The sequence below is a fragment of the Bradyrhizobium sp. G127 genome, assembly GCF_021502575.1.
Classification (GTDB): Bacteria; Pseudomonadota; Alphaproteobacteria; order Rhizobiales; family Xanthobacteraceae; genus Afipia.
Genome location: NZ_JAKFGN010000002.1, coordinates 1,432,628 through 1,455,521, shown reverse-complemented (window position 1 = coordinate 1,455,521; position 22,894 = coordinate 1,432,628). Strand labels below are relative to the sequence as shown.

The 22,894-nt window shown below is 56.8% G+C and carries 21 protein-coding genes; 19 read left to right on the top strand and 2 right to left on the bottom strand.

The window, feature by feature from the left end:
* Positions 1-69: 69 nt before the first annotated feature.
* The gene (locus LVY71_RS19005; RefSeq protein ID WP_235101399.1) at positions 70-960 is read right to left on the bottom strand and encodes a hypothetical protein; all 891 of its coding nucleotides are present in this window, start codon (positions 958-960) and stop codon (positions 70-72) included.
* A gap of 118 nt (positions 961-1,078) precedes the next feature.
* Between LVY71_RS19005 and LVY71_RS19000 the strand changes: the two genes are divergently transcribed.
* The 19 genes from LVY71_RS19000 (at position 1,079) to LVY71_RS18910 (ending at position 22,585) form a co-directional block, all read left to right on the top strand.
* Positions 1,079-3,382: a 4Fe-4S binding protein gene (locus LVY71_RS19000; RefSeq protein ID WP_502797594.1), complete on the top strand. Its 2,304-nt coding sequence runs from the start codon at positions 1,079-1,081 to the stop codon at positions 3,380-3,382.
* A 17-nt stretch (positions 3,383-3,399) separates the two neighbouring features.
* Positions 3,400-5,355 (top strand): TAT-dependent nitrous-oxide reductase, encoded by a 1,956-nt coding sequence (gene nosZ, locus LVY71_RS18995; protein WP_235101398.1) that lies wholly within the window; start codon positions 3,400-3,402, stop codon positions 5,353-5,355.
* A 13-nt stretch (positions 5,356-5,368) separates the two neighbouring features.
* Positions 5,369-6,730, top strand: coding sequence for a nitrous oxide reductase family maturation protein NosD (locus LVY71_RS18990; RefSeq protein WP_235101397.1), 1,362 nt, complete (start codon positions 5,369-5,371; stop codon positions 6,728-6,730).
* A complete protein-coding gene (locus LVY71_RS18985; RefSeq protein WP_235101396.1) occupies positions 6,727-7,626 on the top strand; it encodes an ABC transporter ATP-binding protein in 900 nt (299 codons plus the stop codon). The genes LVY71_RS18990 and LVY71_RS18985 overlap by 4 nt, the downstream gene beginning before the upstream one ends.
* Complete coding sequence (locus tag LVY71_RS18980) at positions 7,623-8,450, top strand: DUF2705 family protein (protein WP_235101395.1); 828 nt, start codon at positions 7,623-7,625, stop codon at positions 8,448-8,450. Before LVY71_RS18985 ends, LVY71_RS18980 begins: the two co-directional genes overlap by 4 nt.
* The gene (locus LVY71_RS18975) at positions 8,447-8,995 is read left to right on the top strand and encodes a nitrous oxide reductase accessory protein NosL (protein ID WP_235101394.1); all 549 of its coding nucleotides are present in this window, start codon (positions 8,447-8,449) and stop codon (positions 8,993-8,995) included. Before LVY71_RS18980 ends, LVY71_RS18975 begins: the two co-directional genes overlap by 4 nt.
* A 13-nt stretch (positions 8,996-9,008) precedes the next feature.
* Positions 9,009-10,007 (top strand): FAD:protein FMN transferase, encoded by a 999-nt coding sequence (locus LVY71_RS18970; RefSeq protein ID WP_235101393.1) that lies wholly within the window; start codon positions 9,009-9,011, stop codon positions 10,005-10,007.
* A 93-nt stretch (positions 10,008-10,100) separates the two neighbouring features.
* Complete coding sequence (locus tag LVY71_RS18965) at positions 10,101-10,484, top strand: c-type cytochrome (protein ID WP_235101392.1); 384 nt, start codon at positions 10,101-10,103, stop codon at positions 10,482-10,484.
* Between the two features lie 391 nt (positions 10,485-10,875).
* Positions 10,876-11,187 carry an aromatic-ring hydroxylase C-terminal domain-containing protein gene (locus LVY71_RS18960; protein ID WP_349629907.1) on the top strand — a complete coding sequence of 104 codons (312 nt, stop codon included), beginning with the start codon at positions 10,876-10,878 and terminating at the stop codon, positions 11,185-11,187.
* Between the two features lie 488 nt (positions 11,188-11,675).
* Positions 11,676-12,335, top strand: a complete 660-nt coding sequence (locus tag LVY71_RS18955) for a TetR/AcrR family transcriptional regulator (protein WP_235101390.1) — start codon at positions 11,676-11,678, stop codon at positions 12,333-12,335.
* 76 nt (positions 12,336-12,411) lie between these two features.
* Positions 12,412-13,626 carry an ABC transporter substrate-binding protein gene (locus LVY71_RS18950; protein WP_235101389.1) on the top strand — a complete coding sequence of 405 codons (1,215 nt, stop codon included), beginning with the start codon at positions 12,412-12,414 and terminating at the stop codon, positions 13,624-13,626.
* A 149-nt stretch (positions 13,627-13,775) separates the two neighbouring features.
* Positions 13,776-14,792 (top strand): NADP-dependent oxidoreductase, encoded by a 1,017-nt coding sequence (locus tag LVY71_RS18945; RefSeq protein ID WP_235101388.1) that lies wholly within the window; start codon positions 13,776-13,778, stop codon positions 14,790-14,792.
* Between the two features lie 501 nt (positions 14,793-15,293).
* Entirely contained in the window at positions 15,294-16,094 is an 801-nt protein-coding gene (locus LVY71_RS18940) for an enoyl-CoA hydratase-related protein (protein WP_235101387.1), read from the top strand.
* A gap of 15 nt (positions 16,095-16,109) precedes the next feature.
* Positions 16,110-17,000, top strand: coding sequence for an MBL fold metallo-hydrolase (locus tag LVY71_RS18935; RefSeq protein WP_235101386.1), 891 nt, complete (start codon positions 16,110-16,112; stop codon positions 16,998-17,000).
* Positions 17,001-17,014: 14 nt separating this feature from the next.
* Positions 17,015-18,520 (top strand): class I adenylate-forming enzyme family protein, encoded by a 1,506-nt coding sequence (locus tag LVY71_RS18930; RefSeq protein ID WP_235101385.1) that lies wholly within the window; start codon positions 17,015-17,017, stop codon positions 18,518-18,520.
* Positions 18,514-19,650, top strand: coding sequence for an acyl-CoA dehydrogenase family protein (locus tag LVY71_RS18925; protein ID WP_235101384.1), 1,137 nt, complete (start codon positions 18,514-18,516; stop codon positions 19,648-19,650). The genes LVY71_RS18930 and LVY71_RS18925 overlap by 7 nt, the downstream gene beginning before the upstream one ends.
* Before the next feature lie 10 nt (positions 19,651-19,660).
* Positions 19,661-20,452 carry an SDR family NAD(P)-dependent oxidoreductase gene (locus LVY71_RS18920; RefSeq protein WP_349629906.1) on the top strand — a complete coding sequence of 264 codons (792 nt, stop codon included), beginning with the start codon at positions 19,661-19,663 and terminating at the stop codon, positions 20,450-20,452.
* A gap of 90 nt (positions 20,453-20,542) precedes the next feature.
* Complete coding sequence (locus LVY71_RS18915) at positions 20,543-21,649, top strand: CaiB/BaiF CoA transferase family protein (RefSeq protein ID WP_283842557.1); 1,107 nt, start codon at positions 20,543-20,545, stop codon at positions 21,647-21,649.
* 165 nt (positions 21,650-21,814) lie between these two features.
* Positions 21,815-22,585 carry a crotonase/enoyl-CoA hydratase family protein gene (locus tag LVY71_RS18910; protein ID WP_235101381.1) on the top strand — a complete coding sequence of 257 codons (771 nt, stop codon included), beginning with the start codon at positions 21,815-21,817 and terminating at the stop codon, positions 22,583-22,585.
* Between the two features lie 33 nt (positions 22,586-22,618).
* Here the strand turns inward: LVY71_RS18910 and LVY71_RS18905 are convergent, their stop codons facing one another.
* A complete protein-coding gene (locus tag LVY71_RS18905) occupies positions 22,619-22,894 on the bottom strand; it encodes a hypothetical protein (protein ID WP_235101380.1) in 276 nt (91 codons plus the stop codon).

Sequence of the window (22,894 nt, the reverse complement as noted above, 5' to 3'; positions counted from 1 at the left end):
GTGATATCGCCCGGCGCTTCGGATGCGTACGGGGAAACCACCACGGCTTCTAAGGGTTGCCGGGATGGATCAGGCAGAGCTTTGGTCGGCGGAGGCGATGTCGCGCAGGCCGGCCAGACGCATGATGGAACGTGCCGCAAGTTTTTGGGCCAGTTCCATACTATCTTGGTCGGGGGCATTGTCCGCGTCATCAAGATAAATGTTCGAGAGCTGTTCCGCGCGCTGGAGGGCCCGACGCCTGATCGGCTCAATTTCGATAGTATCAGTTCGATTCCCGCTGCTGTCGGCGAGACCAATTTGCGGGGGGGGAAACGGATTGAGCGCCAGAAGACGCGCGCGCTGTGCGGATGGCAATTTCTCCGACCACGTAATGATGTCCTTGTAGAGCAGGCTTTCGAGGAGCGCTGCGGAAACAGGCTCCCATTCACTTTTGCTCGAATGGGCGGCGCTCATGTTGACCTCTCGCCAAGCCAGCCGACGTTCCCGCCGCAACAGATTACCATCTCGCAATGCCTCCTGCGCCAGTTCTTCTGCCTTCTTTCGGACCTCTGGATCATCTGCAAGAGCGATCACATACGTCCAGAACACAAAGGCTCGCTGGCGATGCCTGACCGCGAGCGTCCACGCGGTATAGGTCGTCGACAGGCCCGAATTTCGGAGATCCGCCAATTCGTCCGCAGGAACCAGATCAATTGGAATCCAGCGAAGATCGGACGCGCTCGGCGGTCCGCCGCAGGCCCCCGTACATGCCGCAATCAAGCTTCGTTCGCGATCGCGCTCGCGGGTCGTCAGCACCTCAAACACGCAGCGCACCGGCCAAAAATTTTCGTCGTTTCTTGCCGCGAGCTCCCCATAGCGCTGGTAGGCCCGCTCCGCCATTTCGGATGCGATCGCGTAGAGTTCCCGAAGATTTTGAACCGGAGCCGGGGGCCCCGCGGCCAGGAGCTGATCTTTGCGCATGTCGGGCCTCGCAGAAAGGTTGACCTATTCTATCGGAAAGTAGAACATTCACCACATAGCTGGACAACGATGTTCGCGCAGACCCGACCAACGCCCCTGCGATCGGGAGTGTCCACCTTTGAAACATGTAATCGTTGTTAAGCTCCAGAAGATTGTGGCCGTATGTGTTGCGGCTTTGATCCTTGTTGCCGCGATTTTTTGTGCTGCGGAAGCACGAGCTGCAGGCCGGCTCACTGAATACCTGAGCAAGGCGGAGCCGTCGGAACTCATTTCGGGCGCCAATCGCTTCGGGCCGCCGCAGGGCGATCCCGCAATCGTGGCGGCTTACAAAGACGATCAAATTGTCGGTTTCGTCTACCTGAATTCTGATTTTGCCAACGCAACGGGTTATTCCGGCAAGCCGATCCAGCTTCTGGTCGGCATTACGCCGAGGGGTATGATCACCGGTCTCAAGCTCGTCGAGCACAAGGAGCCCATCGTTCTTTTGGGCATCCCGGAAAAGCGTGTCATGGAGGCCGTCAATAAGCTGATCGGTGCCGACATGGGAAGTGTGGCGCAGGGAAATGCGCGCGCGCCGCAAGTCGATATCGTCAGCGGCGCGACTGTTACTGTGCTCGTGATGGGTGACAGTATCGTTCGCTCAGCAACGAAACTGATCAAAGGCGGACGGCTTGGCGCTCAGAGCAGCGCCGTTGCTCCGGTGGTGCCGCTGGCGGCGAAGACGGTGGATACCGGCAAGAACGAGATTCGCGATTGGCAGAGCCTCGTCGGCGACGGTTCAGTGCGTCGATTGATTCTTTCCGTCGGCGAGGTGAACACGGCATTTGAAAAGTCCGGCAATGCGGGGGCCGCAGCACGTCCAGAAGAGGGCGATCCTGATGACACCTTCATCGACCTCTACGTCGCCAATGTTGCGGTTCCTACCATCGGCCGCAGCTTGCTCGGCGATGATGGATTTAACCGTCTCGCTGGCCGGCTCAAGCCAGGTCAACAAGCCTTGGTCGTCGCGGGATCGGGCAGGTATTCGTTCAAGGGGAATGCTTACGTTCGCGGCGGCATATTCGACCGCATCGAATTGATTCAAGATACCAACAGCATCCGTTTCCGCGACCGCGATCATACCAGACTGGGGGACCTTGCCGCCGAAGGTGCTCCCGACTTTCCGGAGGTTGCTCTGTTCACGGTACCGCCAGAATTCGCATTCGATCCGACCGAGCCATGGGTGCTGCAGCTGTTGGTTCAGCGGGTCGTCGGCACCCGGGACAAGGCGTGGCTCACCTTCGATCTCGGGTACACGCTGCCGGAGAGTTACATGAAGCGCGAGCCGGCCGCGCCCGTCCGGCAGCCGGCTACACCGGCGGCGTCGGCGCCACCTGCCGCCGCATCGGCTGGCGCGGCAACTTTTCCTGTGGGTGAAGACGAGCCGCTGTGGATGAAAATCTGGCGGGATAACATCGTCAAGATCAGCACGACCATTGTCGCGCTGGGCGCGCTAACACTGATTTTCTTCTTTCAGAATGCCTTGGTACGACGTCCAAAGATTTATGCGTGGGTCCGTCGCGGCTACCTGCTTTTCATTCTGGTTTGGCTCGGTTGGTACGCGAATGCACAGCTCTCGGTGGTCAACGTTTTGACGTTTGCCAATTCTCTGCTGACTGGCTTCAGCTGGGAATACTTCCTGTCGGCTCCGCTGATCTTTCTGCTTTGGGCTTCGATCGCCGCGGGACTGCTGTTCTGGGGGCGCGGGCCATTCTGTGGCTGGCTTTGCCCGTTTGGCGCACTGCAGGAACTGCTTAACAACGTCGCCCAGGCAGTGAAGATTCCGCAATACCGATTGCCGTGGGGCCTTCACGAGCGGCTGTGGCCAATCAAGTATATCATTTTTCTCGGCCTGTTCGGTATGTCCCTGTACTCGACCGCTTTCGCAGAGCAACTCGCTGAAGTGGAGCCCTTCAAGACCACGATCGTCCTGAAGTTCGCACGCGAATGGCCCTACGTCGTCTACGCCCTGACCACGCTTTCCGCCGGCTTGTTCGTCGAGCGATTCTTCTGCCGCTACATGTGCCCGCTTGGTGCTGCACTGGCGATTCCGGGGCGCGTCCGGATGTTCGAGTGGCTGCGCCGGTGGCCCGAATGTGGTTCGCCCTGCCAGCGCTGCGCCAATGAATGTCCGGTGCAGGCAATTCATCCGGAGGGTCACATCAACGTCAACGAGTGTATCTACTGCATGCATTGCCAGGAGCTCTATTTCGACGATCACCGTTGCCCGCATATGATTCAGGTGCGGCTGAAACGCGAGAAGCGCGAAGCGCTGTCTTCGCCCGCGATGCGCAGCGGCGGCAAGGGCCCCAACACAATCATCACCGCCGGCAGCAAGCCGATCAACTTGCCGGCCGACGCCATCACTCCACCTGCCACTTGAAAGCCTAGGAGGCTATTATGAGCGATAACGAGAACGGAACCCACGTCAGCCGACGCACTCTACTTGGAACAACCGCGGCGGCTGCCGGCGTGGGTCTCGCCGGCGGTGTTGCCCTTGGCACTGACGGCAAGGGGTTCGTCACGGTTGCGGACGCGCAAACTAAGACGGCGGCACCGAAGGCTCCCGCCGCGCGACCCGCAGTGCTTCAGAAGGCAGAAGTGGCTCCCGGCGAGCTTGATGAATATTACACGTTCTTCTCCAGCGGCCAGTCCGGTGAAATGCGCATCGTCGGTCTCCCATCGATGCGCGAGTTGATGCGCGTTCCCGTGTTCAACCGTTGCAGCGCCACTGGCTGGGGGCAGACGAACGAAAGCTTGAAGGTGCTGACTGAAGGGCTGCTGCCCGAGACTCGCGAATTCCTCAAGAACCGTGGCGGCACGTACCTGAATGGCGACCTGCATCATCCTCATATTTCGTTTACCGACGGCACTTATGACGGCCGCTATGCCTTCATGAACGATAAGGCCAATACCCGTGTCGCTCGTGTTCGTCTCGATGTCATGAAATGCGACAAGATCATTCAGTTACCGAATCAGCATACGGTTCACGGCCTGCGCGTGCAGAAATATCCGCGGACCGGATACGTATTCGCCAACGGCGAAGATGGCGTCCCGCTGCCTAACGACGGCAAAATCCTGGACGATCCGAAGCAATATCGTTCGATCCTCAGCGCAATCGACGGCGATACCATGAAGGTGGCGTGGCAGATTATCGTCAGCGGCAATCTCGATAACGTCGATGCCGACTACCAGGGCAAGTATGCCTTCGCCACGTGCTACAATTCGGAAGAGGGCGTTACGCTTGCCGAGATGACTGCGAGTGAGCAGGACTGGGTCACCATCTTCAATATCAAGCGCATCGAAGAAGCCGTGAAGAAGGGTGACTTCAAGGAAATGAACGGCGTGCCCGTGATCGATGGCCGAAAGGGCTCACCCTATACGCGCTATGTCCCGGTCTCAAACAGTCCGCACGGCATGAACACTGCGCCGGACGGTATTCATATTGTTGCCGCTGGCAAACTCTCGCCGACTGTCACTGTAATGGATGTTCGGTTGTTTGATCAGTTGTTCGATGACAAGATCAAGCCGCGCGACGTCGTAGTCGCGGAGCCTGAACTCGGTCTTGGACCATTGCACACCGCGTATGACGGGAAAGGCAATGCCTATACGACCCTGTTCCTGGACAGCCAGGTCTGCAAATGGAACATCGATCTCGCCAAGCGTGCCTTCAAAGGCGAAAAGGTTGACCCGATCCTGCAGAAGCTCGACGTGCATTATCAGCCCGGCCACAATCACACCTCAATGGGACAGACCAAAGAGGCGGATGGAAAATGGCTGATCTCGCTCAACAAGTTCTCAAAGGACCGCTTCCTCAATGTCGGGCCGCTGAAGCCTGAGAACGATCAGTTGATCGATATCTCGGGAGACCAGATGAAGCTGGTGCATGACGGTCCGAGCTTTGCTGAACCGCATGATGCCACCATTGTTCACCGTTCCAAGATCAATCCGATCTCGATTTGGGATCGCGCCGATCCGTTCTTTGCCGATGCGGTCAAGCAGGCCAAGGCTGACAAGATCGACCTTGAGGCCGACTCCAAGGTCATACGGGACGGTAACAAGGTTCGCGTCTACATGACCTCCACCGCGCCGGCGTTTGGTCTGGAGCAGTTCCAGGTGAAGCAGGGTGATGAGGTCACCGTCTACGTCACCAACATTGACGCTGTGGAAGATCTGACGCACGGATTCTGTATCGTGAACTACGGCATCAACATGGAGGTTGCGCCGATGGCGACGGCTTCGGTGTCGTTCACGGCGGATAAAGCGGGCGTGTATTGGTACTATTGTTCATGGTTTTGTCACGCCATGCACATGGAAATGAAGGGCCGCATGTTTGTCGAGCCCAAGTCGGTTTGAGTAGGAACCACAAGTGCATCGTTCCCTTCGCATCCTTCCGGCGGCGATATTCGCCGCCGGCATCTATGATTCCGCCGGGGCGGCGACGCTCAAGGTTGCACCGGAGCAGGCGTTGCAGACGGTGCTGGACGGGGCGCAGGATGAAGATGTCATCGAACTTGCTCCTGGCCATTACAAGGGTGGGATCAGGATTGACCGGCGCGTCGTGTTGAAGGGACGGCCCGGCGCGGTGCTGGATGGCGGCGGCACGGGTAGCGTCGTCGCTATAACGGCGCCCGACGTCACTATTCGCGGCGTGACAATCCGGGGGTCGGGACACGATATGCAGGCCATGGATTCCGGTGTGTTCCTGCAAAAGACCGCCGAACGGGCGCTGATCGAAAACAACCGCTTCGAAGGCAACCTGTTCGGCATTTATGTTCATGGCGCAGCGGGATCTCGCGTCTTGCACAATGTCGTCGAAGGCGTGCGCGGCGGACGGCTCAATGAGGCCGGCAACGGCGTGTCGCTATGGAACGCGCCCGATGTTACCATCGCCGATAATATCTTTCGCTACGGACGTGACGGCATCTTCACTATCGCCAGCCGCAAGGATCGCTTTATCAACAACCGCTTCGAACAGGTGCGGTTCGCAGTGCACTACATGTACACCAACGATAGTGAAGTGAGCGGTAACGTTTCCGTCGGAAATCATGTCGGCTACGCCATCATGTATTCGAACCGGCTGATCATTCGCAACAATATCAGTGATCGCGACCGTGACTACGGCATGCTGTTCAACTACGCCAATTACGCTGAGATCGATGGCAACTGGGTAGCTGGCGGCTCGCGCGACCATATCGCAAGCAGTCGGGACCCAGGCTCGGACGAAGAGCGGGATATGGTTCCAGAGATAAAGCCTACACCGGGCCTTCGCTTCGGACCGGAAAAATGCGTCTTTATCTACAACACCAACCACAACAAGTTTCGCAACAACTGGTTTGAGCGCTGTGGCATCGGGGTCCATTTCACCGCGGGATCGGAAGGCAACGAGATCGCCGGCAACGCCTTCGTTGGCAACCGCAATCAGGTGAAATATGTAGGCACGCGCGACCTCGACTGGTCGAAGGGTGGCCGTGGCAATTACTGGAGCGACAATCCAGCCTTCGATCTCAACGGCGATGGTATTGCGGATACTGCTTATCGTCCCAATGATCTGGTCGACCGCGTATTGTGGACTGCACCATCGGCGAAGGTGTTGATCAATAGCCCAGCGGTGCAGGTGCTGCGCTGGGCCCAGGCGCAATTTCCGGCGCTTTATCCTGGAGGGGTGGTCGATACCCGTCCATTGATCGCGCCACCGCCGAAACCATCGATCAGCCGGAGCCTGCGATGAGCAGTATCGTCTCCGTCGATGGCGTGGAGAAGAGCTACGGTGCCGTCAAGGCGCTGCGCAACGTCTCGTTCGATCTTGGTCCGGGACAATTGAGCGCGCTGGTCGGCCACAATGGTGCCGGCAAGACGACGCTGATCAAACTGATGCTAGGCCTCATTCACGCCGACTGCGGCGCGATCCACGTTTTGGGTGAGGATCCGGCGGCTGGCGAATTCTCCGCGCGCCGGCAACTCGGTTACTTGCCGGAGAATGTTGCATTCAACGCGGCGCTGACCGGACGCGAAACGCTGGCATTCTATGCGCGGCTGAAGCGGATCCGGCAGGCCTCGGCGTGGCCGGTGCTCGACCGCGTCGGTTTGATGGATGCGGCTGACCGCAGGGTCGGAACCTACTCCAAGGGCATGCGGCAGCGTCTGGGTCTGGCCCAGGCTTTGCTCGGCCGGCCGCGTGTACTGCTGCTGGATGAACCGACGACAGGGCTCGATCCCGCGCTGCGCCAGACCTTCTATGAAATCCTCGGCGAATTGCGGGACGACGGCGCCACTGTTTTGATCTCCTCGCACGCGCTCACTGAGCTTGAGGATCGCGCCGAGCACGTGCTGATCATGAACCGCGGGCTTTTGGTTGCGCGGGGTACCCTGGCTGAACTGCGTTCGATCTCGCGCCTCCCGATCCGGGTCTCGCTCGATCTTGCACCTGGCGCCAGCGGCCCACCGTGGATGAACGGCGCGAGTATCGCAACACCGCGAGGTCGCGTCATGCTGGTATCCGATGAGATCAGCAAGATGGAGTTGCTGCGCGTCGCGGCCAGCGACCCCAGTGTCACCAATATCGAGATCGCATCGCCGACCCTCGATGATCTCTACGCTCATTTTCTTCGGGAGAATGCCGCGTGAGGAATATTGTCATTATCGCCAGCAAGGAGATCAAGGAGGGAATGCGCAATCGCTGGGTTCTTGCCACAACATTGCTGCTGGCGGCCCTGTCGCTGTCCCTGACATTTCTCGGCAGTGCGCCGACCGGCAATGTCGGCGCCGGCGCGCTCGACGTAGTGGTCGTTAGCTTGTCCAGTCTCACGATCTTTCTGCTGCCGCTGATTGCGCTTCTGATCTCGCATGACGCGGTGGTCGGCGAAATGGAACGCGGCACAATGATTTTGCTGCTTAGCTATCCGGTCGGCCGCTATCAGGTTCTGCTCGGAAAGTTCTGCGGCCATGTCCTGATTCTCGCGTTCGCTACTGTGATCGGCTATGGCGCGGCGGCGGTCGCTCTCACGATCACCGGCGCATCGGTACTGGCGGCAAGCTGGTATGCTTTCGCCTTTATGCTCGGGACCTCGATTTTGCTTGGTGCGGTCTTTGTCGCGATCGGATATCTGATCAGCAGCCTGGTTCGCGACCGCGGTACGGCTGCGGGTGCTTCGGTCGGCATCTGGTTGTTGATGGTGCTGGTGTTTGACATGGGGCTGCTCGGCATTTTGGTGGTCGATCAGGGGCGCTTCATTTCAGCTTCCGTCCTCGAAGCTCTGCTCTTTCTCAATCCGACCGATCTTTACCGGCTGACCAATTTGACCGGCTTCAATGTCAGCCAGTTTTCGGGGATGGCCGGACTGGCTGGGTCGACTGGGGCCGGAATTGGCGCGCTATTGCTGGGCCTGCTGATCTGGATTGCCGCACCGCTCGGGCTTGCGACGGCATTCTTTGCACGGAGGGAGTTATGATCCTGCGGATGCTATTCGCCTTCGCCGCCACCATTTTGCTGGCCGGATGCAATCAGGATCCAGCCAGTTCGGTCGCGCCGCCGCCGGTCGCACTCAACAGCGATGCGATGGGAGTGTTCTGTGGCATGAATCTGCTCGAGCACCCCGGCCCGAAAGGCCAGATTATTACGGCGAGCCGGATCGACCCGTTCTGGTTTACCTCGGTGAGGGACACCGTGGCTTTTACCCTGATGCCCGACCAGCCACGCGACATCCGTGCGATCTATGTTTCAGATATGGGGCAAGCGAAGAGTTGGGAAAATCCGGGTGAGACCAACTGGATCGACGCGCGCAAGGCGCTGTTTGTGATCGAGAGTCGAATCCAGGGCGGGATGGGAGCGGCCGAAGCTGTTCCGTTCGGAAGTCGCGAGGCTGCTGACGCGTTTGTCGCGGCCAACGGCGGCCGGGTGGTGACGTTCACCCAAATTCCTGCGACCTATGTGCTCGGCAGCGACGTCCCCCATGACCAGAGCAAGCATGATCGTCCGGACGTGCGGCTCAACTGACGAGGATTAGCCGATGCTCGAGCAAGGTCTTACCCGCAGGCGCCTCATCGTCATTGCCGCTACGGCAGCCGGATCTTCGCTGCTGACCGGTGAGCAAGCCGTCGCGTCCGGCGATGCGGTGCAGTGGCGCGGATCGGCCCTTGGTGCGCAAGTGTCGATCGAGATCTATCATTCTGATCGGGCGGAGGCCGGCCGACTGGTCGAGCGCTGTGTTCTCGATGTGCGACGGCTCGAGCAGCAGTTCAGTCTGTACCGGGCAGATTCGGCGATCTCGACGCTCAATCGAACTGGGTTTCTTGTTTCTCCCGCTCCCGACATGGTAGCGCTGCTGCAAGCCGCGCTGCATTTTTCCGATCTCACCGGCGGCGCATTCGACCCAACGGTGCAGCCGCTGTGGCGGCTCTATGCTGATCATTTCTCTGCGGAGATGCCCGATAGCGAAGGGCCTGCTCCGCACAGGATCACTGAAGCGCTGGCGAAAGTTGGCCACAAGGGTGTATTCGTGAACGAGGATCGTGTTGCGCTGGTCAGGCGCGGTGCCGCCATTACGCTGAACGGTATCGCGCAGGGTTTCGCCACAGACCGCGTTGTCGAACGGTTGCGCAGCGCGGGATTGTCGACAACCCTCGTCAATATGGGAGAAATTCGGGCGATCGGGGCGCGACCCGATGGCGCCCCATGGCGTGTTGGTCTCGCCGATTGCGACCGGGCCGGCGCAATCACCGAAACCATCGACCTTGTGGATCGTGCTGTCGCGACGTCGGCGGGCGCCGGCTTTCAGTTCGATTCAAAAGGCCGCTTTACACATCTGTTTGACCCTGCGACCGGACGAAGCCCGTCGCGCTATGCGAGCCTAAGCGTTATTGCGCCGACGGCCACCGAAGCGGACGCACTTTCGACTGCGTTTAGCCTGATGCCGGTGTCGCGCATTCAGGATATCGTAGCCATTCGACCTGATGTGCAGGCCCGTATCATTGACGCAAGCGGAACTTTGTTGGTTTTCGGTGCTTGAGACATTCCATCGACGTATCCGAAAGCGCATCAATGGCGGGCTAAACGGCCGAAGAATCCCGACCCCACGGGGCCACTACAACAGGAGCACAAAATGCGAGAATTGGTTTTCGTTGCAATATTGGCTGTCGCGGGTGCGGGTCAGGCCAGTGCTCAGGACGCAGCTGCGGGCGAGAAGGTGTTTGCGGTGTGTAAGGCCTGCCACCAGATCGGCGAGAGCGCGAAGAACGGCGTTGGACCTATGCTCAACGGCATCATCGGCCGTAAGGCGGGCAGCGTTGCGGGCTATTCTTATTCGGCAGCCAACAAAGATTCCGGGATCACTTGGGACGAGGCGACCTTCCGCGAATACATCAAGGACCCCAAGGCGAAAGTTCCGGGCACCAAGATGATCTATGCCGGACTCAAGGACGAGCAAAAGACCATCGACCTCGTCGCGTTTCTCAAGCAATTCGATGCCGATGGGAAGAGAAAGTAAATGCTTGGCACGAAACAAGCTCGCTAGTCTTGGATGATCGTCGTGTCGGCAGCCAGTCGGACTGAATGCCGAAGTTCACGGTGTTTAGCCTAAACAACTCAGCATTAGGCGAAAAGCAATGTCTTCGTTAAGTAGCGAGCGTCCCGGGCTGGCACAGGCAACCGTAAGTGTGATTCCTGATCACGGTTACTGTAGTCCCTGTTCAGAACCCAGTTTTCCCTGTTTCTAGGTAATTTTTTCCTGTAACTATTTTAGGGAAATTCTCATACAAGCGCTGCGCGGCAGCGGTTTCTTGCGTCGATGACCTGACGGATATTTTGGACCAGCGCGATAGAGACTACTGCATAGCAATGGCTCGGCGCGCGATGCCCGGTTTCACGCCGGCAAACGGGTGCCCGATGCGAGGTTGACCGACGCCGCTGAACAACCTCGTCGGCTGTACGATGTGCTTACCGGCCCGCACTGGACCTTGCTTATGTCGGCGCACGACTACCGCCCGGTCGTGGCTGCACGTGAGGGGTTGCGAGTGGTCACCGGCGGCGAACGGGCGGAACTGCGGGATCCGTCGAACGAAGTCGGCCTGGCCGAGGGCGGCTTCCTGCTCATTCGGCCGGACGGATATGTGGGTGCCACCTTCGACTCGACCGGCCGCCATCCTGTCAGCGACTACCTGGCGAGGGTGCTTCCCTCTGCCAACGCCTGAGCGGCAATACCGATGGCGAACGCGCAATCTTGGGCTGCGGCCAGGTTGCCTGTCGCAGTAGCGTTTAGTGTCGACTGGCGGACGTGATCTCACCAAAGGGGTGCCAGAGCACATTCGATCAGACTCCGACGCGAAGATGACGGCCGAGATCTACGCAAATGTCTCGCGAAGCTGGGGTGAGAAGGGGGTCTACATTGCGCCCGGCACTCGATTGGAACACGCTAATGCGAGCCTTTAACGGTAAACCGCGCGGCGCCTGAACGTTAAATCTTTCACAGCCTGACGGAGACCACTGTCGCTGTCGAAATGGCGCGCGCACTTCAATCCGACTTGATCGCACTCATCTATGAGCTGCCGGCCGTCTGCAACGCAGACGGGGTCGCAATGCTCCTTGTGGATCGGAGCGCAGCAATGCAGTAGTCTCTGTCCTGCTGGCTGAAATATACGTCAGGTCAGATTGGCTTAATGCCTAAGAAAGAGAAGTAGATATGTCCCGCTCTCCGGCACCGACGCCTACACCTTTAAAGCGACTTACCAAGCCTATGACTCGAGCCGAGAAGAGCATCGATACTCGCAGAAAGCTTATTTCTGCGACGGCCGAATTAGTTGGTAGAATCGGCTATGCAGAAGCGAATATCGCGCGGATCGCGGAGGCGGCGAACGTAGCTCAAGGCACGATCTACAATTACTTCAGCAATAGGCAGGATATTTTCGACATTTTGCTCCCCTCTTACGCAGCTGAGCTACTCGACTTCATGCGTGCAGAAGTGGACCCGCACAGCGCAGGCGTGGATCGGGATGTGGAACGCCTACGCGTATTTCTGGAGTTTGTTCGCGAAAAACCCTGGTTTGTTCGTTTGGTCGTCGAGTCACAGGCCCTCGCGCCGGTTGCCTACAAAAATTATGCTAAGCTTATGACGGACGGATACGTTCGCGCGCTCAAGCGTAGCGTGGCGAGGCGTGAAATCGTTGGTTATGAACCGGGCGAAATCAAAGCGATTGCGACTGCGCTTCTTGCAGTGAGAACGTATTACGCAGAGGAATATGTTGTTCAAGCGGATCGAACGAAGCCCGTTCCCAAGAAGGTTTTTGATGCCTATCGAAAACTGGTGAAACGAGCCTTGTTTAGTCCCGTAAATGAGAAATGAGGCAATCCTCATTTTTGTTGACGTGGGCTGAAGGTTGAGGCAGTCTGCTCCCAATATAAAAATGGGAGGGGATGTCATGCGATCGCTGTTTCTCGGGGTAATTTGCTTTTTCTATCTGGCATCTTCTGCCATTGCCCAAATATCAGACGATGTCGTGCGGATTGGAGTGATCAACGATCAAAGCGGGCAATTTGCGTATGGCACCGGGCAAGCTTCAGTCTTGGCTGCAAAAATGGCAGTTGACGATTTTGGAGGGTTGGTTCTCGGAAAGCCGATCGAGGTGTTGTCGGCGGATCACCAGCATAAGCCTGATATCGGCTCTTCCATTGCGCGCAGATGGGCCGATACCGAGAAAGTCGATGCATTCGCAGATGGCGCAAGCTCAAGCGTGGCGCTCGCGGTTCAGCAGGTTGCGCGCGAAAAGAACAAAACGTTTCTAATCGCGAGCGCGGCCACATCTGAGCTCACAGGCAAATCGTGCAACGAAACGTCGACGCAATGGACATACGATACATACGCGTTGTCGAATGTCCTTGCTCGAGCAATTGTTCGCGGCGGTGGGAAAGAGTGGTTCTTCGTCACGGCCGACTTTGCGTTCGGTCATGCCATGCAACGTGACGCAACGAAATTCATAACAGATGCTGGAGGGACGGTGCTGGGTAGCGTTAAAACGCCTCTCAACTCGCCTGACTTCTCATCATTTCTTCTGCAAGCTGCGGCGAAGCCCTTTACCGTTCTTGCACTCGCCACCGCGGGTGGTGACACAATCAACCTCATCAAGCAGGTGAAAGAATTTAGAATCTTGAAGCCGGGCCAGAGCTTGGCGAGCATGCTGTTCTATATAAACGACATTGATAGCCTTGGATTAGATGTAGCCCAGGGCCTTCGACTCGCCACCTCTTTCTACTGGGACTTGAACGACGAAACGCGGGCCTGGACAAAGCGCTACATGGCTTATTCAGGCGGAAAGCTTCCCAATATGATGCAGGCTGGTCTTTACACGGCAGTTACGCACTATCTGAAGGCTATCCAGGCAGCGGGCACTGATGAGGCGAAGGCGGTAGCCCGCAAGATGCGCGAGATGCGCGTAAATGATTTTTACAATAAGAACGTAGAGATCCGTGCGGATGGCAGTGTTTTGCACAAAATGCTTTTGATGCAAGTCAAGGCTCCCTCCGAGTCGAAGTACCCCAACGATTTCTACAAGTTAATCGGCGAGTTGCCGGGATCTGAAGCTTACCGAGCAATGTCCGATGGAGGGTGTGCTCTAGTTAATCAGGGCGCAAAATAGGCGCGATCCAAAGCTCGACCATCGTCCGACGACTGAAAGTTTGGAGCGCTCGTGCTTGTAAAGCGCCACGATACTCAGGGAGCAAAGCGGCAACCTTGCCGCGATGCACTCGAAGATGATGCGCAGCCGTCTTTCAAAGGAATGATTCTATGCCCACAGCCGTCAATCGGCAGATAATGCTGGTCGAGAAGCCGGCAGGCAAGCTAACTCCGCAGAATTTTAGGATGGCAGAAGCTGCAATCCCTAAACCCAAGGTGGGGGAGGTGCTCGTCCGCGTTCTTTACATTTCGCTCGATGCGGCTAATCGGGCATGGATGCAGGGCGTTACCTATCGCGAAGCTGTCGACCAAAACGCCGTGATGGCCGGCGGCACGATTGCAGAAGTTGTAGAATCGAAGGTGCCGGGCTTCTTTGCCGGCGATCTGGTGTTGGGTGATGCCGGTTGGCAGGATTTTGCCGTCGTGAGCGCGGAGGGCCTCGTTAAACTGCCGCGCACGGAAGCCATAACGCATTATTTGAGCGTCTATGGCATTGCGGGCCTTACCGCTTATTTCGGCTTGCTTTACGTCGGAAAACCGAAGTCCGGAGATACAGTTGTAGTCTCGGCTGCTGCTGGCTCTGTTGGCGCCTTTGCAGGCCAGATTGCAAAATTGAAGGATTGCCGTGTCATCGGGATCGCCGGCAGCAGGGAGAAATGCAAGTGGCTACTTTCGGAATTGGGTTTTGACTCTGCAATCAATTACAAAGAGGAGCCTCTATTCAAGTCCCTGAAGGTCGCCGCTCCAAATGGCATCAACGTCTATTTTGACAACGTCGGCGGAGATATTTTCGAAGCCTGCCTGCCACAAATGAGCAAATATGGCCGCATAGTCTGCTGCGGAGCCGTCTCCGCTTATGATGGCGTGCCTCCAACGACTGGCCCCCGCGGTGTGCCGGGATTGATCGTGATCAAGCGTCTCACGGTGCAGGGCTTTATATTTACTGACTTCATCGCCGAACGTGAGGCAGCGCTGGCGGAGCTGCGCTCGTGGGTAAACGCCGGCAAGCTTCAAGTGCGCGAAGAAATAATTGATGGTCTCGAAAACACGCCAGATGCGCTGATCGGACTGCTAGCGGGAGAGAATCGCGGCAAGCGTCTGATAAGGGTATCGGCGCCCAAAGCTTGACCAAGAGCCACGAAGCCACGTTTCAAGGCTCGACAACAATAGTGCTTTGCAGAGTGATTATCAAAGCAATGCAAAGAGGAGCCGTCCGTGGCTGAGGGTTATTTGTCGCGTGTGCAAAATCTCATACCGCACAGCACGCCACGTCTGCTTCAAAGGGCCTGGTCGCGGATTGATCACTAAACCGCGCAAGTTGCTTGGAACATAGGCGGAAGAAATTGTCGAGTAGACAGCCGACGTAAAGGCATTGGCCTGAAAACTGGCTTTGCAGTGAAGGCGTGAGGCATCACGAATGCTGGATCGGAGTGACCTTCATCGGGAGCTCAGCTCAGTGGAGTTGTTCGTATTCGCCCATCCGCCCGTCGCGAAGTCACGATCCGTAAAAATGAGGAATGAGGCAATCCTCATTTTTGTCTTGTGCATCCTTGGCCAAAGGAGTAATTCTGCAGGAATGGCGGCGCTCTCGCGCTCCAGCGATCAAGTTTAAGCAACGAAAATATAAACATGATGAACTCGAACGACGGATTGATCCGGGTGCGGTACGACGGGCAGGTCGCTCGCCTCGTGATTGATCGCCCTGCGAAACGAAACGCGATGTCTCTTTCTATGTGGCTTTCCGTCCCGGCGATCTTGCGCGAAATACGTGCGCAGCGATCAGTTCAACTGCTTATCGTTGAAGGGCAGGGTGACGACGCCTTTTCTGCGGGAGCAGATATCGAAGAACTTCAGTCCGCTTCAGAATGTAAGCAGGCTGCTGAGAACTATGTGGATGCGATCCGAGCCGCTGAGGCGGCACTTGGTGACTTCGATCTTCCGACACTGGCCTGTATTCGCGGGTTTTGCATGGGCGGCGGCCTCGAACTCGCGATGGCTTGTGACCTCCGTGTAGCGACAAGCGACAGTCGCTTTGCGGCGCCACCTGCCCGGCTCGGGATCACGTACAGCACTAGCTCAACGCGACGGTTAGCGTCGCTGGTGGGTGAAAGTCGTGCCAAGGAGTTACTGTTTAGCGCTCGAGTGATTGATGCGTTTGAAGCGTGTCAGGTCGGACTAATCAATCAAGCATATATGACTGCAAACTTTGAAGAACATTGCGCGGCTTACGTCGGACGGATGCTACGCAACTCGCAGCGATCGATTCGCAATGCCAAGCTGATATTCGATTCAATCCGCCATGGCGCTCAATTCGATTCGTCCGAGGTGCGAGAGCTTCGCGTCCGCGGTTTCAGCGAGGTCGATTTCAGGGAGGGCGTTGACGCCTTTCGTGCCAATCGACCGGCAAACTTCACATGGGGCCGAGGGTAATCGGAGAAACAACTTATGTCAGATACATCTAGGATGCTTGGAGATATTCGCATCGACCGAGTACTGGAAAGCGAGGAGCCAGAGTTTCCGCTTTTCACGTTCTTTCCAGACGCAACGGTTGATGCTTTAGCGCCGCACAGAAGCTGGATGGAACCGCGTTTTCTTGAGCCCGGCACGGACAAGATCATAGCGGCTGTCCAGAGTTACGTTGTGAGAACTAAGCACCATACGATTCTGATCGACACTTGCGTAGGCAATCACAAGCCGCGGCGCTTTTGGCCTGCCTGGAACATGCGCGAGAGTGAACGCTACCTGAAAGGGCTTGCAGATATCGGAGTTTCCGTCGAGCAGATCGATTTTGTGATGTGCACTCATTTGCACACAGATCACGTTGGCTGGAATACGCGGCTGATGAACGGACAATGGGTGCCGACTTTTCCAAATGCCCGCTATATCTTTGCCAAAGACGAGTTTGCCTTCTGGGAGGAGCTGAATAAAAAGGGAGCGAAATATAGCGATGGTTGTATCAACGACAGTGTTTTACCTGTCGTAGATGCTGGACAGGCAGATCTTGTCTCGAGCGACTTCTCATTAGACGACAATTTATGGATCGAACCGACCCCCGGCCATACTCCTGGTCACATCAGCATCCGTCTGTCTTCCTGCGGATGTGATGGCATCCTCACGGGCGACGTCATGCACAGCCCCATTCAATGCACATTTCCCCATTGGGGTGCCGCCGGCGACGGGGATAAGGACCTAGCGCGACAAACTCGAAAGAAGTTCCTTGATCGCTATGCCGAAACCGACACCCGAATTTTAACTGCGCATTTTCCCTCGCCTTCTGCGGGTTTCATCCGGCGGGCGGGAGAGACATTCAAGTTTGTGTTCGAAGGCGAGACCTGAGGGGTTTATCGATCATGAGCCTGACAGACCTATTGACCAAAACAGCGAGGCGGGAAGCTGACAAGCCGTGCGTCATCTTCCGCGGTCAGCAATATAGCTACTCAACGATTGATCTGTACGCGCGCCGCATCGCTGCATCATTGATCAAGCGCGGTGTCAGGCCCGGCGACAGGGTCGTACTTCTGGCATCCAATCAAGCGGAATGGATAGCGGCATTGTTTGGGGTCGTGGGAAGCGGAGCGGTGCTGGTTCCGATCAACACAGCGCTGACGGCCTCAGAAATTTCCTTCATCATCGCAGACAGCGAAGCAGCAGTCATTATCGTCGATAAGGCGCATCTGGATAGAGTTGCCGGGGCGGGTCTTAAGTCTGTGCTTCTGCTTAGGGAGTTCGGAGATTCAAATCTCGAAAGCCCGCTCGCTGACTGGATCGCCCGCGCTGACAGCGATGCCTCGACGATCTTCTATACGTCAGGAACCACGGGCCGTCCCAAGGGAGCAATCCTCAGTCATGCTGCCAATGTAGCAACCGTTGTTCGGGTTCGAGACGTCTTCCAATTTAAGGAGGACGACAGGATCCTTATCGCGGGATCATTGTCGTTCATTTACAACTCAGTCATCAACGCATGCAGCGCCATTTCGGTTGGCGCAACAATCGTTCTGCAAGAAAGGTTTCATCCTGGAGAAGCTCTCGACGCTATCGCAAAGGAGAGAATAACCATTCTAATGAGCGTGCCCACGGCCTACGTAATGATGACCGAGTGGGCAAGCCAGCACGCACTCGACGTGTCGTCCATTCGAATAGCTGTCGCGTCCGGATCGAGTCTCGCACCCACGGTCGTAGCCAGAGCGCGGGAGCGGCTTGGCCTCGAGTTATTTGAAGCTTGGGGAATGACTGAAGGAACGCCGATCACGGGATACGACGCTCGCGAGTTCAAGCGCGGCGTTCCAGAGTCGGCTGGCAAGGCATTGCCAGGCTGTTCTGTTCGAGTAGTAGGAGATGACGGCCTGGATGCGGCCCCCGACGAAGTTGGGGAATTGGTGTTCAGAAGCCAAAGCAACATGACCGGCTATTTCAGGCGCGAGAAAGAGACTGCTGAAACGATCCGCGATGGATGGATCTATAGCGGAGATCTCGCTCGCCGGGATGTGAATGGCTTCATCTTCATCGTTGGCCGCAAGAAAGACATGATCATTCGCGGCGGCGCAAACATTTACCCGGCGGAACTGGAAGAAGTTATTTTGGGGTTTTCCGGAGTCGTGGAATGCGCAGTCATCGGCATCCCCGACGAACGTTATGGCGAAACGGTGAAAGCCGTGATCGTTCTCAATCCTGATCATCAGCTTACTGAAGGTGAGGTTATTGCCTTCTGCGAAGCAAAGCTCGCGAAGTACAAAGTGCCGTCGGTGGTTGAATTTCGAGAGGCGCTTCCAAAGGGACCTACCGGAAAGATTCTGAAGCGGCTCCTCGTCGAAAGCCCTGCACAGGTGCGGGGGAAAGGATACCAAGCATCATGCTGACAGCAGATCAAATCGCCATTCGCGATATGACCAGAAAGTTCGTGCGCTCCGAAATTCTCCCCAACATCATGCAGTGGGAAGAACAGGGAATGGTGCCAGAACATATCTGGCAAAAAATTGGAAATCTCGGACTTCACGGTGTCTGCGTGCCAACGATGTGGGGCGGTTCGGATAGTGGCGTAATCAGCTGGGCCATTATGGTGGAAGAGCTATCGTATGGTGATTGTGCAATCGGCAACCAGATTGGCGGGATATCGTATCCGTTCGCGTCAAAGCTTCTGGAGTTCGGAACCGATCACCAGAAAGAGAAATACCTGCGGCCAGTCGTAGACGGAGCTCATTACATCGCCCTTCTGTTGAGTGAATCTCATGCAGGATCGGATCTCTCCAAGGTTCGGACGACTGCCACCCGAAAAGATGGCCGTTGGGTCGTTAATGGGGAGAAAGCATTCATCTCAGGAGGGAGCACGGCGGGAGTCGCGATCCTTCTTGCCTCGACCGATCAGAGTGCTGGAAAAAATGGACTGACGGCGTTTCTCATCAAACCAAACACACCCGGCTACAACGTTGTTCGGAAGGAGAAAAAGCTTGGCCATCGCATTATGGACATTTGTCAGATCGCTCTCGAAAACTTTGAGGTGGCTGACGATGCAGTGCTGGGATCGGTTGGAAGTGGCTACAAAACCATTCTTGAGGGTCTTGAGACCAACCGTATTGGAGTTGCAGCGCAAGCAGTTGGTGTAGCTCAAGCGGCGTATGATGCAGCCGCGGCCTATGCCCTTGAACGCCACAGTTTTGGAAAACCCATCGCTGATCATCAAGCTGTCGGATTTCGACTTGCTGATATGGCAACACGAATTGAAGCCGCTCGCCAGCTTTACCTGCGTGCTGCTCGGCTGAAGGAGGAGGGTCAGCAGCGCGTAGTGGAGGCCTCGATGGCAAAACTGTTCGCATCCGAGATGGCGGAATGGGTTTGCAGCAGTGCAGTCCAGATCTTCGGAGGAGCTGGCTGCATTCAAGGTTCAATTGTTGAAAAATTGTATCGGGATCAGCGCGTACTGCAGATTTACGAAGGAACAAGCGAGGTCTTGAAGATGATTATTCAGCGGCACGTGACGCGAGCTGCTTAGAGATATCCAAATGCTTCAACGTGGAGAGCCATACATGCGAGGTCTAGCAGGTCGTACCGCAATCATAACCGGTGGCGGTAGCGGTATAGGCGAGGCCATCTGTCGCCGGCTGGCGGAAGCGGGCGTTAATGTCGCCATTTTTGACCGGAACCGAAACGGCGCAGACCGAGTAGCGGAAAGTCTTTCGGAGTTTGGCGTGAGTACCCACGTGGAGCATCTCGATATATCAGACTTGGCCGCGGTTACGCTCGCTGTTGAAAGAACAGAGAGGGTGCTTGGTCCCGTCGATGTGCTGGTTAACAATGCCGGCTGGGACAAGATGACCAGCTTCCTCGCGACGGATGAAGAGCTTCGAGACAAAGTCATCGCGACCAACCTTAAGGGACCAATCAACCTGATTCATGTCGTCGCAACGAATATGGAGCGGCGAAAATTCGGACGAATCGTCTCGATATCATCGGATGCAGGACGCGTCGGTTCATCTGGCCAAGGTGTTTACTCTGCCTGTAAGGCTGGTGTGATTGCCCTGTCCAAGACTCTGGCTCGCGAGCTTGCGCGATCAGGGATTCTTTTGAATGTTGTATGCCCTGGACCGACAAAGACGCCGATGATGAGTGAAGGGATCGCGGAGGAAGGTGAAGCTCGCGCCATACTAGATCGTATGGCTCGCGCCATTCCTTTGCGACGCATGGGCGAGCCGCAGGACATGGCGGGGATCGTTGCGTTTCTTGCGAGCGATGAGGCGAGCTACATCACCGGACAAGTAATTAGTGTTTCTGGCGGCCTCACGATGCACGGTTGATGCGCGCTCGTGAAAGCGTTAGCGCGGCTTACTTCGCATGATTTAAAGTAGAATTGTCGGGAATCCGAAATAGTGTCTGTACAGTCTCAGCTGACGCCATCAGCACCATGTTCTGCGAACGGTCCTCTCAAAGGACTACGCATTGTAGAATTCGAGGCCATCGGTCCGGTGCCGTTCGCGGGGATGCTGCTTTCCGATATGGGGGCTGACATCATTCGAGTGGATAGACCAGGTACCGTTGTCGGTGAAACGGACTTTCTCAGCCGGGGCCGTCTTCGCGTTGAGGCAGATCTCAAGGATCCAGTGAGTGCCGGTGCGGTGGTCGGTCTCTGCGACCTGGCGGACGTGGTGATTGAGGGGTTCCGCCCTGGCGTAATGGAGCGTCTGGGATTTGGCCCCGATATTCTTTGTGATCGTAATCCCAGGTTGGTTTACGGACGTATGACCGGATGGGGGCAGCACGGACCGCTGGCCGCGGCGGCAGGCCACGACATCAATTACATTGCGTTGTCGGGTGCACTTGCTGCGATCGGCGAGTCCAATGGGAGGCCCGTCGCCCCGTTGAACCTCGTTGGCGACTATGGTGGCGGTGCAATGTATCTCGTTATGGGTGTTCTCGCCGCACTGCTTGAGGTCCGTAACTCAGGCAAGGGCCAGGTGGTAGACGCAGCAATGTGCGACGGTGCAACCTCTCTGATGTCGCTTTTCTATTCGCTGCACGCACAGGGCAAGTGGTTGGCGGAACGGGAGGCAAACATCATAGATGGAGCAGCGCCGTTCTACGGTGCATATGAGTGTGCGGACGGAAAGTATGTGGCCGTGGGAGCACTGGAGTCGAAGTTTTATGCTATCCTTTTGAAGGGCCTCCAGTTATCCGGGATCGACGTTGACTCACAGAATGATAAGTCGAACTGGCCCGCACTCAAAATCAAGTTTGCGAAAGTCTTCAAAACAAAATCTCAAGAGGAATGGGTCAAAGTATTTCAAGGGCTCGATGCTTGCGTTGCGCCCATACTAAGTATGCAGGACGCGCCATCCCATCCTCATTTCTCCGCTCGAGAAACATTCGTGAGCGTCGAAGGCGTTGTCCAGCCAGGTCCGGCACCACGTTTCTCGCGAACCGCATCACAGATACAGTTCAATGCATCGACGGTGTGCAACAAGCTTTGCGATATAACCGAAAGGTGGTCTCGGTGAGATGGGCGCCGCGGACAACGTCCATTTCCGAGACGTCGTCCAGGAGCGTGCCGCCGATCGCCGCTGTTGTCACTGGCGGCGCGTCAGGTCTTTGCGCAGCGACGGCATTCGCATGGCGCCTCGCTGAATTGTCTCGACAATAAAATAAAACGGGAGTGGAAACGGATGTCTGAACCCAGTGCGCCTGTTCTGACGGAAGTTCGCGGGACTGTTTTGATTGTTACCCTGAACCGGCCAGAAGCGAAGAACGCGGCTAACCTTGCGCTTGCGCAAGGCGTGGCGGCGGCCATGGATCGCCTCGATTCCGACGATGCGTTGACGGTTGGCATTATCACAGGTGCCGGTGGCACCTTCTGCTCGGGCATGGACCTGAAGGGCTTTCTCAAGGGCGAGCGGCCGACGATCCAGGGACGCGGATTCGCAGGCCTGACCGAAGCGCCGCCGAAGAAGCCGCTGATCGCAGCGGTGGATGGCTTTGCGCTTGCAGGCGGTATGGAAATCGCGCTGGCTTGCGACATGATTGTCGCCAACCGCAATGCCAAGTTCGGAATTCCCGAAGCAAAGCGCGGACTGGCTGCAGCGGGCGGCGGATTGATGCGGATGCCGCGTCAGATGCCGTTCCGGGCCGCGATGGAATTCGCCTTGACCGGTGAGTTCTTCGGCGCGGACCGCGCCTATCAGCTCGGCATCATCAACCGCGTGACCGATGGCCCTGCCATCGAGGCTGCGCTTGAGCTTGCCGCGGCTGTCGGCTCCAACGGCCCGCTCGCCGTGAAAGCATCGAAGCAGGTGATCGTCGAGTCCCGGCTCTGGCCGGACGATCAGATGTGGAAGAAGCAGCAGGAGATCGTCGGCCGTGTCTTCACATCCGAGGATGCGCGCGAAGGTGCGGCGGCTTTTGCCGAAAAGCGCGCCCCGAACTGGAAGGGCAAGTAAGCGTCGGCTGTTTTGGCAGAGCGCCGGTTTTAACTAATCCAGAACCGGGCTCGCCGCCGCAGGCCGGTATCCAAGCCGCTTGAGAACGCTATTGGGTGAACGATGCTCAGCTTTACCGAAGATCAGGTCATTTTCCGCGAGGCCTGCCGAAAATTCAACACCAGCGAGGCCGCGCCTCCATTCTCCCGCGCGGGCGTGAGTCATGTTCGACGCCTTGCATCGACTTACAGTCCGGTCATTCAAAGCCCTCGTATTTGCCGCAGTATCGGCCGCAGCAACAACCTGAATGAAGGCGAGCGTGTCAATCAT

Excerpts from the sequence above, each read along its gene's own strand:
- LVY71_RS18975 (WP_235101394.1), top strand. The coding sequence starts at position 8,447 with ATGATCCTGCGGATGCTATTCGCCTTCGCCGCCACCATTTTGCTGGCC.
- LVY71_RS18970 (WP_235101393.1), top strand. The coding sequence starts at position 9,009 with ATGCTCGAGCAAGGTCTTACCCGCAGGCGCCTCATCGTCATTGCCGCT.
- LVY71_RS18945 (WP_235101388.1), top strand. The coding sequence starts at position 13,776 with ATGCCCACAGCCGTCAATCGGCAGATAATGCTGGTCGAGAAGCCGGCA.
- LVY71_RS18920 (WP_349629906.1), top strand. The coding sequence starts at position 19,661 with ATGCTTCAACGTGGAGAGCCATACATGCGAGGTCTAGCAGGTCGTACC.
- LVY71_RS18925 (WP_235101384.1), top strand. The coding sequence starts at position 18,514 with ATGCTGACAGCAGATCAAATCGCCATTCGCGATATGACCAGAAAGTTC.
- LVY71_RS19005 (WP_235101399.1), bottom strand. The coding sequence starts at position 960 with ATGCGCAAAGATCAGCTCCTGGCCGCGGGGCCCCCGGCTCCGGTTCAA.
- LVY71_RS18985 (WP_235101396.1), top strand. The coding sequence starts at position 6,727 with ATGAGCAGTATCGTCTCCGTCGATGGCGTGGAGAAGAGCTACGGTGCC.
- LVY71_RS18950 (WP_235101389.1), top strand. The coding sequence starts at position 12,412 with ATGCGATCGCTGTTTCTCGGGGTAATTTGCTTTTTCTATCTGGCATCT.
- LVY71_RS18935 (WP_235101386.1), top strand. The coding sequence starts at position 16,110 with ATGTCAGATACATCTAGGATGCTTGGAGATATTCGCATCGACCGAGTA.
- LVY71_RS18930 (WP_235101385.1), top strand. The coding sequence starts at position 17,015 with ATGAGCCTGACAGACCTATTGACCAAAACAGCGAGGCGGGAAGCTGAC.
- LVY71_RS18965 (WP_235101392.1), top strand. The coding sequence starts at position 10,101 with ATGCGAGAATTGGTTTTCGTTGCAATATTGGCTGTCGCGGGTGCGGGT.
- LVY71_RS18940 (WP_235101387.1), top strand. The coding sequence starts at position 15,294 with ATGATGAACTCGAACGACGGATTGATCCGGGTGCGGTACGACGGGCAG.
- nosZ (WP_235101398.1), top strand. The coding sequence starts at position 3,400 with ATGAGCGATAACGAGAACGGAACCCACGTCAGCCGACGCACTCTACTT.
- LVY71_RS18910 (WP_235101381.1), top strand. The coding sequence starts at position 21,815 with ATGTCTGAACCCAGTGCGCCTGTTCTGACGGAAGTTCGCGGGACTGTT.
- LVY71_RS18955 (WP_235101390.1), top strand. The coding sequence starts at position 11,676 with ATGTCCCGCTCTCCGGCACCGACGCCTACACCTTTAAAGCGACTTACC.
- LVY71_RS18905 (WP_235101380.1), bottom strand. The coding sequence starts at position 22,894 with ATGATTGACACGCTCGCCTTCATTCAGGTTGTTGCTGCGGCCGATACT.